Below are 15,774 nucleotides of genomic sequence, written 5' to 3' on the forward strand. Positions count from 1 at the left end.
GGGGCCGCTGCGGGAGCCGGGGCCACCTGGGCCGCGGGCGCCGGTGCGGCCACGGGCGCGGGGGCCGCGCTCGCGCCGGGCATGCGCACCGCGATGCGGACGCCCTCCTCCTCAACCACGATCTCGCCGACGCCGCTTTCCTCGGCGACCTTCACCAGCTCGCGAATCTGATTGATGTCCACGTAATCGTCCTCCTTGGTGCCGCTCGACTCCTGCTCCAGCATGAAGTCGACCTTCTCCGATGTGCGGTGCTTGCTCAGGTAGGTGCGCGCCTCGTTGGGGAACAGCGCGTACATGAGCACGTCCTCCTCGCTGTGGGCCAGGTCCCCGATCTCGGCGGCCACCTCGTCGTAGGTGGTGGTCACGAGCGAGCCGGGCGCGATGCTCGGGTCGAGGATGTCGGCCCCGCCGGTCACCTTCGCCACGATCTCCTTGTCCATGCGGCCCGGCGCCTTGCCGTAGTAGCCGCAGACGTAGTCCTTCATCTCCTTGGAGATGACGCTCCAGCGCTTGCCGGTGAGCACGTTGAACACCGCCTGGGTGCCCACGATCTGCGAGAGCGGCGTCACGAGCGGCGGGTAGCCCACCTCGGCGCGCACCTTCGGGATCTCGGCCATCACCTCGGGCAGGCGGTCGGACGCCTTCTGCACCTCGAGCTGGCTCATGAGGTTGCTCATCATGCCGCCGGGCACCTGGTGCGAGTACACCTGCATGTGCGTGAGCGAGCTGACGCCGCGCTTGTAGTGGCCGCGCTTGCGCATCTCCTCCCAGTACTGGGAGATCTCGAAGAGCAGGTCGAGGTCGAGCCCGGTGTCGTAGCGGCTCTCCTGGAAGGCGGCGGCGATCATCTCGACGGCCGGGTGCGAGTTGCCGAACGCCAGCGGCGCGTGCGCCGTGTCGGCGATGGCCGCGCCCGACTCGGCGGCCTTGATGATGTTGGCCGGCGCCATGCCGCCCACGTAGTGGCAGTGGATGTGCACCGGCAGGCCGATCTCGGCGTTGAACGCCTTCACCATGCGCTCGGTGCGGTACGGCGTGAGCATGCCCGCCATGTCCTTGATGGCGATGGAGTCCGCGCCCAGATCCTTCAGCTGCTGGCCGTACTCCAGGAAGCTGTCGAGCGTGTGGACGGGGGATATGGTGTAGGAGATGGCGCCCTCGAAGTGCGCGCCGCACTCCTTGATGGCCTCGGCGTTGTCGACCACGTTGCGGATGTCGTTCAGCGCGTCGAACACGCGGAAGACCTCGATGCCGTTGCGGTGGGCCGCGTTGACGAAGCGGTGGACTATTTCACGTGAGTAATGCTTGTAGCCCACGAGGTTCTGGCCGCGCGAAAGCATGGCGAGCGGGGTGTTCGGCGTGTTGGCGTTGATGGCGCGCAGGCGCTCCCAGGGGTTCTCGTCCAAGAAGCGCAGGCAGGAGTCAAACGTCGCACCGCCCCACGCCTCGATGGCCCAGTAGCCCACCTTGTCCATCTTGGGAAGGATGGGCAGCATCTCGCCGACCTGCATACGGGTAGCCCAGAGGCTCTGCTGGCCGTCGCGGATGGTCGTGTCCATAATCTGAAGCCGTGGCATGAACTCACACCTCCTTCTTGTTGCTAGTCAAAGATCGAATAACAGATTATAGGAGAAGAACGAGCGCGGCGCGTGCGCCCCGCTCAAATTCACGGACAAGAAACACGCACGGCCGACGGGTGGCAAGCTCGCCCTGCGCGGCGTGCTTCCACCTCCTCATGAGAAAATAGTTTGATAATCTAACTTTTTCGGATGATCCGGCGGCTCGCGCCGCTAGAATGGCGGACGTCATTGCAACCGATCAGAAAGGCATGCGCATGGGCGTGCACATCATCGTCGACTCAGCAGCCGACTACACCGTGGAGGAAGCCGCTGCGAAAAACCTCCGCATCGTCCCCCTCAAGACCATCTTCGGCGACGTGGAGTACGCCGACGGCATCGACCTGGCCGGCGAGCGCTTCTACGAGAAGCTCGTGGAGTCCGACGTGCTCCCGCACACGAGCCAGGTGACCCCCTTCGAGTTCGCAAGCGCGCTTGGCGAGGTTCCCGCAGGCGACGAGGCTGTGGTCATCACGCTGTCGAGCAAGATCTCGGGCACCCACGAGAGCGCGTGCGCCGCCGCGGCCGACCCGGCGCTTGCGGGGCGCGTGTTCGTGGTGGACTCCGAGAGCGCCACCATCGGCGAGCGCCTCCTCGTGGAGCGCGCCTGCGCCCTGCGCGGCGAGGGGCTCTCGGCGAGCGCCATCGCCGCGGCGCTCGAGGACGAGCGGCGCGACATCCGCGTCATCGCCGTCCTCGACACCCTCGAGTACCTCAAGCGCGGCGGGCGCGTGTCGGCTGCGGCGGCCGCCATCGGCGGGGCGCTCTCCATCAAGCCCGTCATCGGCCTCGTCGACGGCGAGGTGGCCGTGCTCGGAAAGGCGCGCGGCTCGAAGCAAGGCGGCAACCTGCTGCGCAAGCGAGTCGCCGAGACGGGCGTCGACTGGGGGCGCCCCGTGCACCTGGGCTACACGGGCCTGTCCGACGCGCTGCTGCGCAAGTACGTGGAGGACAGCCGCGACCTGTTCGAGGCGCACCGCGACCAGATCGACGTGAGCATCGTGGGCTCGACCATCGGCACCCACGTGGGCCCCGGCGCCATAGCGCTCGCCTACTTCGCCCCGCGCGGGTAGGCTGAGGTCGAGACGAGAGAACGAGCTCGCCCAAGCTTCGGGCGAGCTCGTCATCCGTTTCGGCAGGAGCTTCTGCCAAGCCTCAGCAAGCCCTCCCGCGCGAAGGAGCGGGACGTTTGCTTCCTGCGTAGAGCGAAAAAGCGCCCGGGGGCGCTTTTTCGCTGTGCGTTGTCTGTGATCGCGGGCTAGACGCGCTTGATGAAGCGACCGTCGCGGGTGTCGATCTGCAGGACGTCGCCGATCTCGATGAACATGGGCACCTGGATGGTGACGCCCGTCTCCATGGTGGCCGGCTTGGTGGAACCCTGCACGGTGTCGCCCTTGAAGCCCGGCTCGGTCTCGGTGACCTCGAGCTCCACGAACATCTGCGGCTCGAGCGAGATGAGTTCCTCGCCTGCGTAGAGCAGCGACGCCTCGTCGTTCTCCTTGAGCCAGTCGGTCGCCGCGCCGACGGTCTCGGTGGGAATGGACATCTGCTCGTACGTGTCGTTGTCCATGAAATAGTAGTCAGCGCCGTCGTTGTAGAGGTACTGCATCTTCTTCGTCTCGAGGCGCACGGAGTCGAACTTGACGCCGGAGTTGAAGGTGTAGTCGACCACGCGGCCGGTCTTGATGTCCTTGAGCTTGGTGCGCACGAACGCGCCGCCCTTGCCCGGCTTCACATGCTGGAACTCGACGATGGTGCACATCTTGTTGTTGTAGATGATGCACATGCCGTTGCGGAAATCCGCGGTAGAGACAGTTGCCACTTTGACATTCCTTTCGACTCGCACGCGCTCGCGGGCTGCTCGACCCCCGCCGCAACCGACGATGAGCGCACGTCAGCTTTCAAACTGGACTATTATAGCCGCGCGGGCGGCGTTATGCAAAGCCTCAGAGCACCACCATCTCATGGGTGGACTGGGTGAACACGTCGAAGCCGTCCTGCGTCACGATGCCGAAGTCCTCCAGGCGCATGCCGAACTCACCGGGCAGGTAGATGCCGGGCTCGACCGTGACCACGTTGCCCGGCTCGAGAGCGCGCGCGTTGCGCGGCGCGAGCACCGGCTCCTCGTGGATGTCGAGTCCCACGCCGTGCCCGAGCCCGTGGCCCATGCGCCCGCCGAAGCCGCCTTCGGCGAGGATCCGCTCGGCGAGCTCGTGGGCCTCCCTGCCCGTGACGCCGGGGCGCAGCATGCCCTCGACCTCCTCGTTCGCGCGGCGCAGGGTCTGCCACGCGTCGAGCATGGCGCCTGACGGCGCGCCGAGGAACACCGTGCGCGTCATGTCGGAGCAGTAGCCGCGCGCCTTCGCGCCGAAGTCGAGGACCACGCACTGCCCCGCCTCGAGCACCGTGCCGCCGGGTATGGCGTGCGGGTTCGCGCCGTTGGCGCCCGCGGCCACGATGGAGGGGAAGGCCAGGCCGCTCGCCCCGTGCGAGAGCATGAAGCCCTCGAGCTCGAGCTGTACCTCGCGCTCGGTCATGCCGGGGCGCATGAAGGCGATGACGTGAGCGAACGCCGCGTCGGTGACAGCCTGCGCCGCGCGCATGCGCGCCACCTCGCAGGCGTCCTTCACCGCGCGCAGGCCGAACACGACCTCGGAGGTCTCGGCGAGGGAGCCGGGGGCGAACGCGCGCTCGAGCCGGCGGTACTCCGCAAGCGCGATGGAGTCCTCGATGGCCAGCTGCTCGCCGGCGCGCTGCGCGGGCGCGGGAGCGTCGGCGGGAGCGGGCACGTTGCCGGAGCCGGCAGATGCTTCCGCGCCGTCGGATGCGGGTGCGACTTCGCCGGAGCCGGCAGCCGCTTCCGCGCCGTCGGGCGCGCTCCCCCACAGCCGCGCCGCGAACGCCGCGTGCGTCTCGCGCGCCGCATCGACCTCCACCTCGCCGCCGCCCGCGCGGGCGACGCGCTCGCAGGCCGCGGCGTAGCGCGAGTCGGTGTGCAGCACCGCGCGCTCGCCGTCCACGAAGAGCGCGTGGGCCTGCTCCTCGTCGAACACGCCGTCGAACGCCGTGAGCCACTGGATGTTCGTGGTGCCGCGCACGAGCATGCCGCCCGCGCCGGCCGCGGCGTATGCCGCGCGCAGGCGCGCAAGGCGCGCGGCGCTAGCGGTTGAGCAAGACATCGACGGCCTCCAGGTACCCCGCTTTGCCCTTGCCCTTGATCTGGGCGATGCACGCCGGCGCGATGACCGACGTGCGGCGAAACTCCTCGCGCTGGGAGATGTCCGAGATGTGGATCTCGACCACCGGCACGTCAATGCACTCCACCGCGTCGTGCAGCGCGTATGAGTAGTGCGTGTGCGCGCCCGGGTTGTAGACGATGCCGTCGTAGACGCCGTGCGCCTCGTGCAGCTTGTCGACGAGCGCGCCTTCGTGGTTGGACTGGAAGCAGTCGACCTGCGCGCCCCGCTCGGCGCCGTAGGCGACGACCTCGGCCTCGATGGAGGCCAGCGTGTCCGTGCCGTATATGGCGGGGTCCCGCACGCCCAGCATGTCGAGGTTCGGCCCGTTCATCAGCAGGATCTTCTTCACTTCGACTCCTCCCACCTCGCAAGGTGCTCGGTCAGCACCTCGTCGTCCACGTTGACGAGCTCCCACGCCCCCACGTCGCACGGCAGCACGAAACGCACCACGCCCGCGCGCGCCTTCTTGTCGCGCTTCATGGCGTCGAGCATGTCCGCGGCGGGGGCCGACCACGCGAGCGCAGGCAGGCCGAGCGCGTCGAGCAGCTCGTCTTGGGCGGCCACGAGCTCAGGCGAGGTGCCCACGAGCTCGACGCCCAGGCGCGCTGCAAAGCGCATGCCCTCGGCGACCGCCGCGCCGTGGCTGTACGTGCCGTAGCCGGAGAGCTTCTCCACCGCGTGCCCGAGCGTGTGCCCGTAGTTCAGGCACTCGCGCACGCCGCGGCTCTCCGTCTTGTCCTCGGCGACCACGCCCGCCTTGAACACCACCGAGCGCGCGACGGCCTCGGCGACCACGCCCGCCTCGCGCGCCGCGAGCGCGTCTGCGTTCTCCACGAGCCAGAAGAAGAAGTCGTCCGAGTCGATGACCGCCGACTTCGCGATCTCGGCGCAGCCGCACGTCCACTCGCGCTCGGGCAGCGTGGCCAGCGTCGAGGTCGACGCGCACACGTAGGAGGGCTGCTTGAACGTGCCGACGAGGTTCTTGCCTGCAGAGAGGTTCACGCCGGTCTTGCCGCCCACCGAGGAGTCCACCATGGAGAGCAGCGTGGTGGGCACCTGCACCACGGGGATGCCGCGCATGTAGGTGGAGGCGGCGAACCCCGCCAGGTCGCCCACCACGCCGCCACCGAGCGCCACCACGCAGCAGTCGCGCCCGAGCGCAAGCGCGCCCATGGCCTCCCACACCTCGCCGATGACCTCAAGCGACTTGGAGTCCTCGCCCGCCGGCACCACGACGTCGCTCACGCGGAAGCCCGCGGCGCGCAGCGAGTCCTTCGCGCGCTCCAAATACAGCGGCGCCACGTTCGAGTCGGTCACCGCCAGCACGCGCGGGGAGCGCGCCACGTCGGCGACGCGCTTCAGGTACGCGCCGAGCCCCTCGAGCACGTCAGCCCCGATGCGCACGTCATAGGGCGCTTCGCCCGGGATGTTCACCACTACCTTGGTCGTCGGCACAGCACGCCCTCCTTCTCGAGCAGGCGAGCCACCTCCCGCGCGAGGGCGGGGACGCTCTTGCCTGCGGTGTTCACGGTTATGTCGGCCACGCTCTCGTAGAGCGGCAGCCGCTCCTCGCTTCTCCGCCGCGCCGCCTCGATGTCCTGGAACAGCGGGCGGCTCGAGGTGTCGCTGATGCGCGACGCCGCCTCGTCGGCGGTGACCTGCAGGTATACCACGACGCCCTTCTCGGCCAGGATGGCGCGGTTCTCCGCGCGCGTCACCACGCCGCCGCCGCACGACACCAGGAGCGCGTCGTCCTTGCTGGCCAGCTCGTCGAGCACGTCGGTCTCCACGGCGCGGAATCCCTCCTCGCCCACCTCGGCGAAGATCTCCTTCACGCGCCGGCCCTCGCGGCGCTCGAGGTAGGTGTCCATGTCGACCGAGGCCACGCCGCACGTGCGCGCGAGCCGCCGCGCGACGCTCGTCTTGCCCGCGCCCATGAACCCGACGAAGAACACCGGGCGGGTGAGCTCGCATCTCTCGACGTCACGTCTCTCTGTCACGTTGAAGCTCCTTCTCTTGAAAAGGGGCCGGGTCCCGAAGGACGCGGCCCGCGCAGGCGAGGCACCCTACCGCGACATCGTCCTCAGGCGCTGCTTGTAGGCGCGGATGCTGGCCTTGACGTCGGCCATCGACGTGCAGCCGAACGCCTCGGTGTAGGCGTCGGCCAGCGCGAAGGCCACCTCGCCCTCCGCGACCACCGCCGCGGCGGGCACCGCGCACACGTCCGAGCGCTCGCGCGACGCCTGCTCCACCTCGAGCGTGTCGAGGTTCACCGTGTCGAGCGGCCTCATGAGCGTGGGGATGGGCTTCATGGCCGCCGTGACCACGAGCGGCATGCCGCTCGTCATGCCGCCCTCGAGCCCGCCCGCGTTGTTCGACGAGCGCGTGAACCCGCCGTCCGCTAGCACGATGGGGTCGTGCACGCGCGAGCCGGGGCGCCGCGCGGCCTCGAAGCCCAGCCCGAACTCCACGCCCTTGATCGCGGGGATGGAGAACAGCGCCGCGCCGATGCGCGAGGTGAGGCGCTCGGGGCCGCTCGCGTAGCTGCCCAGGCCCGGGAGCAGGCCCGTGACCACCACGCGGAAGGTGCCGCCGAGGCTCTCGCCCGCGTCGCGCGCCGCGCGCACGGCCGCCTTCATGGCCTCGGTGGTGCCCTCGTCGGGGCAGCGCATCTCCGAGAACTCGATGTCGAGCGGGCTGTACGTCGGCGCCGCCGCCATGGGGTCGCCCTCAGGCAGGGCCACGTCCCCCACCGAGGTGACGTACGAGAACACCTCGACGCCGAGGTCTCCCAGGAACTCGCGCGCGATGCCGCAGGCCGCCACGCGCGCCGCCGTCTCGCGGGCGCTCGCGCGCTCGAGGATGTTGCGGCAGTCGTCGGTGTTGGTCTTGAGCGCGCCCACCAGATCGGCGTGCCCGGGGCGCGGCGTCACCTCGCGCACCAGGTCGGACGGGGCGCTGCCGAAGGCGGCCATGCGCTCGGACCAGTTCTCCCAGTCGCGGTTGCGCACCACGAGCGTGATGGGCGAGCCCATGGTGCGCCCGAAGCGCACGCCGCTCGCGATGACGGCGCGATCGCGCTCGATGGTCTGCCGCCCGCCGCGCCCGTACCCTGACTGACGGCGCGCGAGGCTGCTGTTGATCTGCTCTTCGGAGATGGCGAGGCCCGCCGGCACCCCCGACACGATGGCCGTGAGCTGCGGCCCGTGGCTCTCGCCCGCTGTGATGTACTGCATATGCGCACGCTTTCAACGACGACCGAGCAAGGCATCACGTCTACGCGCAAGGCGCATTGCCCGAGAATGTATCAAACTTCTCTATTGTAGCGCAGGGATCAGCCGCCAGCAGGCGCAAGCCCGCCGAGCGCGAAAACGCGCCCTTCGGAGCAGGCGAAAGCAGCGGCGCACCCCGCGCCGGCGCGCCCCGCGCGTGCGCACGTCTGCGCGCCCCATGCAGCGGCAGCACGCGGCGCGGCCCGCGACGGCGCGCGGCCCGCCTAGAGCGCGTCGAAGCCGGCGGCGTCCGCCATCACGTCGAAGAGCTCGTCGAACCCGCACGCCGCGTCGACGCCCGCCACCTCGCACACGATGTTGAACGTCGCCACCGCCTGCGCCACGAGCATGCCCGCGCCGTCGTGGGCCGCGCACCCCGCCGCGCGCGCCGCAGCCACGAGCGCCGTGGTGCCGTGGCCGTACACCACGTCGAACACCACCTGGCGCGCTGAGAGCAGGCCCGTGTCGAAGGGCGCGGGGTCGCCCGCGTGCATGCCGAGCGGCGTCGCGTCGATGATGACGTCGGCGGCGGCGATGGCCTGCGTCGAGGTGGCGTAGCTGCCGAACTTCAGGCTCACGTGCTCGTACGCCGCGCGGAAGCTCAGGTGGTGCTCCTGCGGCGCGGGCAGGTCCACCGTCGCCTCGGCGAGCTTGCGGTAGGCGTCGGCGTAGGCGCGCAGCACGCCGGATGCGCGCTCTTTGTCACGCCCCACGAGCACGACCTCGTCGGCGCCCGCCTGCGCCGCGGCGTGCAGGATCGCCAGCGCCGTGGGGCCCGTTCCGCACACCGCCACGCGCTTGCCCGAGAAGCGCACGCCCGTCCGCTCGAGGTAGCCCACGCAGCCCTGGCCGTCGACGTTGTAGGCGATGAGCGTGCCGCCCTTGTTCACGAGCACGTTCGCCCCGCGCGCGAGCTGCGCCGACGCCGCGCGCACGTCAGCCGCCTCGAAGGCCGCGGGCTTGTAGGGCGTGGTGACGTTGACGGACAGGAAGTCACGCGCGGACAAGAACGCCTCGGCCTCCTCGAGCGTGGGCAGGTCGGCGAAGCCGTAGCGCCAGGGCAAGCCGAGGCGGGCGTACACGGCGTTGTACATGGCAGGCGACTTGGAATGCGCGATGGGATGTCCCAGTATGTAGAGGTTCTTCTGCGCGCTCATGCGCCCTTCCCTTCACTTTGCCGGCAGTTCTGCTGGCAGCTCGCGGGCGCCGGCTCGGGCTCGGGCTGCAGCTCCCCCAGTATCACGTTCTCGAAGTTGCGCATGAGCAGCGTGTGCGGCAGGTCCTGCTCCACGAGGGGCCTCAGCAGGTACGCCTTGCAGCCCGCCAGGTGCGCTGCCAGCACGTCGGTCATGAGCTGGTCGCCCACCATCACCGCGTTCTCCCGGCGCGCGCCCGCCTTGCGCATCCCCAGAACGAGGCCGTGGGGCGAGGGCTTGCACGCCTTCGCCACGATGGGCAGGTCGAGCTCGCCCGCCAGCGCGTGCACGCTCGCATGCCAGTTGTTCGACACCAGGCAGAACGCCACGCCCGCCTCGCGCGCGCGGCCGAGCCACATGCCCACGTCGCGCGGCACCTCGTGGGTGTCGCGGGTGAGGATGGTGTTGTCGACGTCGAGCAGCACGCAGGTCAGGCCGCGCGCGAGCAGGTCGCGCTCGACGCTGATGTGCGTGACGTGCGAGAAGTACCTGTCAGGCTCGAGCAGCGGCATCCGGCACCCCGCGGCCTTACGAGAACGAGCTCATGTGCTCGTCATACGTCGCGCTGAACGAGTAGTTGCCCTCGGCGTCGAAGTAGAAGAAGTAGTCCCGCCCGAGCGCGTCGGCGTCAGGCGCGCACACGGCCTGCAGGCACGCGAGGCCCGGCGAGCAGATGGGCGTCGGCGGCAGGCCCGCATGCGCGTACGTGCTGTACGGCGTGTCGGCGTGCACCTCCTCGGGCGTGGGGTCATGCCCCACCTCGTACGCCGTGGTGGCGTCGCTCTGCAGCAGGCCGTAGCTCGGATCGCCCTCGGTGGTCAGGCGGTTGTAGAACACCGAGGCCACCCGCGCGCGGATGCCCTCGTCGCCCGTGGACTCCTTCTCCACGATGGAGGCGAGCTTGAGCGCATCGTAGAGGCTCAGGCCCTGACTCTCGGGGTAGCTCCAGTCGAGCGACGCCGTCTCAGTCGCGAACTGGTCGAGCATCATGCGCACGACGGACTCGGCCGTGGCGTCGGCGGGGACGTCGTAGGTCTTGGGGAACAGGAAGCCCTCGAGCGAGTTTTCGCCCGCGCCCTCGAGGAACGCGTAGTCCGCCGCGTAGGCGCTCGCGTCGCTCGCCGCCTGCGTGAACGCCTCGGCGGTGACGCGGCCGCCCGTGACCTCCTGCACGCGCGCGGCGATCTCGGAGAGCCTCAGGCCCTCGGGAACCGAGAGCGCGCCGGCGAAGGCGGGCCCTGCCTGCAGCGTGCGCAGGATCTCGTCAACCGTGACGCCGCCCGAGAACGTGTAGGTGCCGGGGATGATCGAGGCGTCCGCGTTCTGCCGCGACACCGCGTCGACGAACTCCTGCGAGCTCGCCACCAGGCGCGCCTCGGCGAGCGAGTTGCCCACGTCGCGCGCGCTCTCACCCTGCTCGACCACCACCTGGGCCTGCTCGCCCTCGGCCAGAAGCTCGGGGCCGGCGCAGCTGCGCATGAGGAAGAGCGCGCCGACGATCACCGCCAGAAGCGCCAGCGCCAGCGCGACCACCATGGGCGCCTTGCTCTGCTTGGGGCGGATGTAGCTCGTGTCGTACGTGCGGAACTCGCGGCTGCCGCGGGCATGCGCCGCGCGGGCTGCATGGTTCGGGTGGGATGAGTAGGTCACTTGCCTTCTGCGATGGGACACGGGGACTACCTTTCAGCGTTCGAGGTCGCGCGCTCGTCGAGCCACGCCTGCAAGAACAGACTTGCCGCTATCATATCGACTTTTCCGCGCATGTTCTTCTCGCTCAAGCCCGATTCACGCAAACTCCGCTTTGCCTCAGCCGAGCTCAAGCGCTCGTCGGTGAACGCGCAGCCGATGCCGCACGCGGCGCTGACCTGGGCCGCAGCGGCGCGGATGCGCGCGGCCTGGGGGCCTTCCTCGCCTGAGAGCGTGTAGGGCAGCCCGCACAGGAGCAGCTCGGGCTCCCAGTCCTCGAGCACGCGCCGAAACGGCTTCGCGCAGGCGAGCACCTCGGACGCGGGCAGCACGCACACGGGGCTCGCGACGCGCTCTCCCGGGTCGCACACCGCGATCCCCACGCGCACCTCCCCGATGTCCAGGGCCAGAACCCTCACCGCTCCCCCTTCCCGAGAAACGTCCGCCCTCGTCGCCAGGCGCCGCGGCAGCTCCGGGGCCTGATGACGAAAAAGGCCCTCGCGGGCCTTTTTCCAACGCGGCCGCGGCGCATCTGCCGCAGCCGCGCTCCTTCTTACAGCAGCGCCTTGCGCGCGATCTCGAGCGCCTCGTCGATGCCGGAGGCGTCCTTGCCGCCCGCCTGGGCCATGGTCGGCTTGCCGCCGCCGCCGCCCTTAACGGCCGGGCCCATCGCCTTGATGAGCTTGCCGGCGTCGAAGCCCGCGGCAACCGCCTCGTCGGTGCCGGCGGCCATGAGCACGGGCTTGCCGTCCTTCTCGCCGGCGATCACCAGGGCGCCCGGCGCGCTCATGCGGGCGCGCACCACGTCCCACAGGTTGCGCATCATGCCGCCCTCGCGCACCTCGGTGCGCGCGATGATGACCGGGTAGCCCGCAGCCGACATGACCGCGGCGTCGGTGAGCTTGGTGATGCCGTCGTCGGACACCATGGTCTTGCCGCGCTTGGCCTTCTGGTGGATCTCCCTCAGCGACTTGACGTTGGCGGCCGTGCGCTCGGACACGTCGAACAGCGGCACGCGGAGCTCGGCCGCCGTCTCCTTGAGCTCGGACTCGACCTTGTTCACGTACTCGAGCGCGCCGTAGCTGGTAACCGCCTCGATGCGGCGCAGGTTCGCGCCCACGCTCGACTCGGACATGATCTTCACCAGGCCGATCTCGGCGGTGTTGCCCACGTGGCAGCCGCCGCACAGCTCGCGCGAGAACTCGCCGGCCTCAACCACGCGCACCTTCTCGCCGTACTTCTCGCCGAACAGGGCCGTCACGCCCGCGGCGCGCGCCTCGTCGAGCGACGTCTCGTAGATGGTGGTGGCCGTCGCGTCCATGACGTGCTCGTTGGCCACGCGCTCCACCTCGGCGATCTGCTCGGGCGTCATGGCCTCGAAGTGCGTGAAGTCGAAGCGCAGGCGGTCGGGGCCCACGTACGAGCCCGCCTGCTTCACGTGGTCGCCGAGCACCGTGCGCAGCGACGCGTGCAGGATGTGCGTGGCGGTGTGGTTGCGCTCGATGGCGGCGCGGCGGCGCGCGTCAACGGAGGCCGTCACCTCGTCGCCCACGGCGATGCCGGCGTCGGCGCACCTCACCGCGTGCACGTACAGGCCCTTCTCCGGGGCCTTGGTGTCGGTCACCTCAAGCGTGCCCGCCGGCGCGGCGATCTCGCCCGTGTCGCCCACTTCGCCGCCCATCTCGGCGTAGAAGGGGGTGACGTCGAGGATGACCTCGCCTGCCTCGCCGGGCGCCAGCGAGGCGACGCGCGCGCCCTCCTTGACGAGAGCCTGGACACGGGCGGTGGCCGTGGTGGCCTCGTAGCCCACGAAGCGCGTGGGGCCCACCTCGTTCAGCAGGTCGGCGTAGACGCCGCCGTAGGTGGACCAGGCGGCCTCGGCGTCCTTCGCGCCGGCCGCGCGCGCACGCTCGCGCTGCGCCTCCATGGAGCGCTCGAAGCCCTCCATGTCGACGGTCACGCCGCGGCCCTCGCAGATCTCGCTCGTGATCTCCACGGGGAAGCCGTAGGTGTCGTGCAGCGTGAACGCCTCCTCGCCGGGAAGCACCGTGCCCTCGAGCTGGGAGAGCGCGTCCTCCAGAAACGCCTGGCCCTGGCGCAGCGTGGCGCCGAAGCGGTCCTCCTCGGCCAGGATCAGCTTGCGCTCGAGCTCGCGGTTCTCCACGATCTCGGGGTAGACGTCGCCCATGAGGCGGACGATCTCGTCGACGTAGTCGTTGAGGAACGGGCCCTCCACGCCGATGAGGTGCGCCTTCATGATGGCGCGGCGCAAAAGGCGGCGCAGCACGTAGCCGCGGCCCTCGTTGGACGGCAGGATGCCGTCGGCGATCATGAAGGTGACGGCGCGGGAGTGGTCGGCGATGATGCGCAGCGACAGGTCGCACTCGGGGTCGTCGCCGTACGTCACGCCCGCGAGGCGCTCGCCGACGGCCACGAGCGAGCGCAGCACGTCCGTCTCGTAGTTGGACTGGACGCCCTGCATGATGGCGGCGATGCGCTCGAGGCCCATGCCGGTGTCGATGTTCTTCTTGGGCAGCGGCGCGAGCGTGCCGTCCTCCTGCCCGTCGTACTGGGTGAACACGCAGTTCCAGTACTCGAGGAAGCGGTCGCAGTCGCAGCCCGGCGCGCAGTCGGGGCTGCCGCAGCCGAACTCGGGGCCCTGGTCGAAGTAGAGCTCGGAGCACGGGCCGCACGGGCCGGTGGGGCCGGCGCGCCAGAAGTTGTCGTCCTCGCCGAGCTTGGAGATGTGGTCCTCGGGCACGCCGAGCGACTTCCAGATCTCGATGGTCTCGTCGTCGTCCTCGAACACGGTGAAGTACAGGCGCTCGGGCGGCAAGCCGAGCTCGTTCACGGAGAAGTCGTAGGCCCACGAGCACATCTCCTGCTTGAAGTACTTGCCGAAGGCGAAGTTGCCGAGCATCTCGAAGAAGCTCAGGTGGCGCCCCGTGGTGCCGATGATGTCGATGTCGTTGGTGCGCACGCACTTCTGCACGGTGGTGGTGCCGACATAGGGCTCCTCGAGCTGCTTCTGCTGCAGGAAGTAGGGCTTGAACTGCACCATGCCGGCGCTCGTGAGCAGCAGCGAGGGATCGTCGGGAATGAGCGAGGACGAGGGCATGCGCTTGCATCCCTTCTCCTCGAAGTAGGAGAGGTACTTCTCGCGGATCTCGGCGGTTGTCATGTACTTCATGTTCGCTCTTTCGTCTTATCAATGGCAGAGCCGGCGAAGCCGGCCCGGTTTACCTTGGCAGCCGCCGGCGCGCAGGCCGGCGAAGTCATCCTGATCGGCCCGCAGGCCGACGGGGTCACATTATAGTATGTTTCCTAGCGCTTGTCGTGGGCGTCTGACGAGCGGTGCGCGCCCTTTTTCGCGTCACGCGCCGCATCACGCGCCGCGGCGGGGGCGCTCTCGCCCTTGTCGCGACGTGCGAAGCGCGGGCGCCTGAGCTTCCCCGTCATCTGGCCGCCCTCGTCGAGCTCGACGGGCAGAAACGACGCGGTGGAGCCGGGATGCGGCGAGGTGGCGTCGGCCATGGGGTCGGGCACGTCGCCTTCGGCCGGGGTCCCCTTGAAGAACACGCCGTCCTCGGCCACCAGGCAGCGCCCCGTCCTCTTCTCGAAGTAGTACACGAAGCACGCCTTGACCACGGCCACCGCCGGGATGGAGGCGAGCATGCCCACGAGCGCGCCGAGCAGGCCGCTCATGGCGCCGCCGAGCGCCGAGCCGCACATGAGGGCGATGAGCGTCAGCGCCGGGTGCACGTCGACGGAGTCGGCCATGATGCGCGGCGAGATGAACGTGTAGACGAACTGCTGGATGGCCACCGTGCCCACCAGCGCCACGAGGGCCGCGAACGGGCTCACGAACACCGCCGTGATGGCGGCGGCCATGCCGCCCAGCCACGGGCCGATGATCGGGATGATGTTGAGCACGCCGGTGATGACGCCGAGCGCCGACGCGTTGGGGATGCCCACCACGGCGAACAGCACGCCGCATGCCACGCCGATCACCGCGCACTGCAGGATCGTCGCCTTGATGTAGCCGCCCATGATGCGCGTGAACGTGTAGTGCAGGAACTCGGCGTCCTCGGCGCGCTTCGGGCCGACGAGGCGCTTCACCTCGCGCCCGAGGGCCGGCAGCTCCATGAGCACCCAGAACGCGATGACGAGCGCGAAGCCGAAGGCCATGAGGCCGTTGGCGACCGTCGCGCCCACGTTCACCAATCCCGTGGCGCTCACCTGCGCGAACGACGAGGCCCATGCGGCGAGCGAGCCCTGCACGTCCTGGATGAGGGACCTGACCGTCTCGTCCTCGAGCACGGGGGCATAGCGCAGGTACACGTCGTTGCCCCAGGCGATGAGGTCGTTCGTCAGCTGGGGCACGCTGGCCGCCAAGTCGGCCAGCTGGCTGTTGAGGCCGAACATCGGCGAGAACATGAGGAACCCCACGAGCCCGACGACCGCGCACAGCACCGCGTAGGCGACCGCCGTGCCGACCGTGCGGTTGACGCCGCGCGCGTCGAGCGCGTTCACGATGCCGCGCAGGCAGAACACGAGGATGACCGTCCATATCAGGATGGACACCGGCACGGAGAGGATGTTGAGCAGGTAGACCACCACGCCGGTGAGCAGGATGGCGCCCACGGCCGTCCACACGCGCGAGAACCACCGGCGCGCGCGGTCCTCCGGCGCGGGGGCGGCGGGGGCCGCCGGGGCCGGGGCCGGGGCGGGGGCGCCCGCTGAGACGGCAGGCGCGGGGACGCCC

14 protein-coding genes are annotated in these 15,774 nt (G+C 69.7%); 1 reads left to right on the top strand and 13 read right to left on the bottom strand.

The window, feature by feature from the left end:
* Nucleotides 1-1,577 (bottom strand): pyruvate carboxylase subunit B (locus G7Y49_RS10345; protein WP_165173526.1); only part of this gene is annotated, 1,577 nt, incomplete at its 3' end.
* Between the two features lie 218 nt (nucleotides 1,578-1,795).
* Between G7Y49_RS10345 and G7Y49_RS10350 the strand changes: the two genes are divergently transcribed.
* Nucleotides 1,796-2,689 carry a DegV family protein gene (locus tag G7Y49_RS10350; RefSeq protein WP_206214648.1) on the top strand — a complete coding sequence of 298 codons (894 nt, stop codon included), beginning with the start codon at nucleotides 1,796-1,798 and terminating at the stop codon, nucleotides 2,687-2,689.
* A 185-nt stretch (nucleotides 2,690-2,874) separates the two neighbouring features.
* Here the strand turns inward: G7Y49_RS10350 and efp are convergent, their stop codons facing one another.
* The 12 genes from efp to G7Y49_RS10410 form a co-directional block, all read right to left on the bottom strand.
* Nucleotides 2,875-3,438: an elongation factor P gene (efp, locus tag G7Y49_RS10355; protein WP_165173530.1), complete on the bottom strand. Its 564-nt coding sequence runs from the start codon at nucleotides 3,436-3,438 to the stop codon at nucleotides 2,875-2,877.
* A 124-nt stretch (nucleotides 3,439-3,562) separates the two neighbouring features.
* Nucleotides 3,563-4,795 carry a Xaa-Pro peptidase family protein gene (locus G7Y49_RS10360; protein WP_165173532.1) on the bottom strand — a complete coding sequence of 411 codons (1,233 nt, stop codon included), beginning with the start codon at nucleotides 4,793-4,795 and terminating at the stop codon, nucleotides 3,563-3,565.
* Nucleotides 4,776-5,204: a type II 3-dehydroquinate dehydratase gene (gene aroQ / locus G7Y49_RS10365; RefSeq protein WP_165173534.1), complete on the bottom strand. Its 429-nt coding sequence runs from the start codon at nucleotides 5,202-5,204 to the stop codon at nucleotides 4,776-4,778. The genes G7Y49_RS10360 and aroQ overlap by 20 nt, the downstream gene beginning before the upstream one ends.
* Nucleotides 5,201-6,310 (bottom strand): 3-dehydroquinate synthase, encoded by a 1,110-nt coding sequence (gene aroB / locus G7Y49_RS10370; protein ID WP_165173536.1) that lies wholly within the window; start codon nucleotides 6,308-6,310, stop codon nucleotides 5,201-5,203. The genes aroQ and aroB overlap by 4 nt, the downstream gene beginning before the upstream one ends.
* Entirely contained in the window at nucleotides 6,292-6,855 is a 564-nt protein-coding gene (locus G7Y49_RS10375; RefSeq protein WP_241157384.1) for a shikimate kinase, read from the bottom strand. Before G7Y49_RS10375 ends, aroB begins: the two co-directional genes overlap by 19 nt.
* Before the next feature lie 66 nt (nucleotides 6,856-6,921).
* On the bottom strand, nucleotides 6,922-8,091 hold the full coding sequence (gene aroC, locus G7Y49_RS10380) for a chorismate synthase (RefSeq protein ID WP_165173538.1): 1,170 nt from the start codon (nucleotides 8,089-8,091) through the stop codon (nucleotides 6,922-6,924).
* 260 nt (nucleotides 8,092-8,351) lie between these two features.
* Nucleotides 8,352-9,284 (bottom strand): shikimate dehydrogenase, encoded by a 933-nt coding sequence (locus G7Y49_RS10385; protein WP_165173540.1) that lies wholly within the window; start codon nucleotides 9,282-9,284, stop codon nucleotides 8,352-8,354.
* Nucleotides 9,281-9,835: a YqeG family HAD IIIA-type phosphatase gene (locus tag G7Y49_RS10390; RefSeq protein WP_165173542.1), complete on the bottom strand. Its 555-nt coding sequence runs from the start codon at nucleotides 9,833-9,835 to the stop codon at nucleotides 9,281-9,283. Before G7Y49_RS10390 ends, G7Y49_RS10385 begins: the two co-directional genes overlap by 4 nt.
* 16 nt (nucleotides 9,836-9,851) lie before the next feature.
* Entirely contained in the window at nucleotides 9,852-10,994 is a 1,143-nt protein-coding gene (gene mltG / locus G7Y49_RS10395; RefSeq protein ID WP_165173544.1) for an endolytic transglycosylase MltG, read from the bottom strand.
* A gap of 5 nt (nucleotides 10,995-10,999) precedes the next feature.
* Nucleotides 11,000-11,428: a Holliday junction resolvase RuvX gene (ruvX, locus tag G7Y49_RS10400; RefSeq protein WP_165173546.1), complete on the bottom strand. Its 429-nt coding sequence runs from the start codon at nucleotides 11,426-11,428 to the stop codon at nucleotides 11,000-11,002.
* A gap of 134 nt (nucleotides 11,429-11,562) precedes the next feature.
* The gene (gene alaS, locus G7Y49_RS10405; RefSeq protein ID WP_165173548.1) at nucleotides 11,563-14,199 is read right to left on the bottom strand and encodes an alanine--tRNA ligase; all 2,637 of its coding nucleotides are present in this window, start codon (nucleotides 14,197-14,199) and stop codon (nucleotides 11,563-11,565) included.
* 134 nt (nucleotides 14,200-14,333) lie between these two features.
* The gene (locus G7Y49_RS10410; RefSeq protein ID WP_165173552.1) at nucleotides 14,334-15,665 is read right to left on the bottom strand and encodes an AI-2E family transporter; all 1,332 of its coding nucleotides are present in this window, start codon (nucleotides 15,663-15,665) and stop codon (nucleotides 14,334-14,336) included.
* Nucleotides 15,666-15,774 lie beyond the last annotated feature (109 nt).

Origin of the sequence: Adlercreutzia sp. ZJ242 (assembly GCF_011038995.1) — a bacterium.
GTDB lineage: Bacteria > Actinomycetota > Coriobacteriia > Coriobacteriales > Eggerthellaceae > CAAEEV01.

Excerpts from the sequence above, each read along its gene's own strand:
- G7Y49_RS10390 (WP_165173542.1), bottom strand. The coding sequence starts at position 9,835 with ATGCCGCTGCTCGAGCCTGACAGGTACTTCTCGCACGTCACGCACATC.
- aroC (WP_165173538.1), bottom strand. The coding sequence starts at position 8,091 with ATGCAGTACATCACAGCGGGCGAGAGCCACGGGCCGCAGCTCACGGCC.
- G7Y49_RS10360 (WP_165173532.1), bottom strand. The coding sequence starts at position 4,795 with ATGTCTTGCTCAACCGCTAGCGCCGCGCGCCTTGCGCGCCTGCGCGCG.
- G7Y49_RS10350 (WP_206214648.1), top strand. The coding sequence starts at position 1,796 with ATGGCGGACGTCATTGCAACCGATCAGAAAGGCATGCGCATGGGCGTG.
- alaS (WP_165173548.1), bottom strand. The coding sequence starts at position 14,199 with ATGAAGTACATGACAACCGCCGAGATCCGCGAGAAGTACCTCTCCTAC.
- G7Y49_RS10385 (WP_165173540.1), bottom strand. The coding sequence starts at position 9,284 with ATGAGCGCGCAGAAGAACCTCTACATACTGGGACATCCCATCGCGCAT.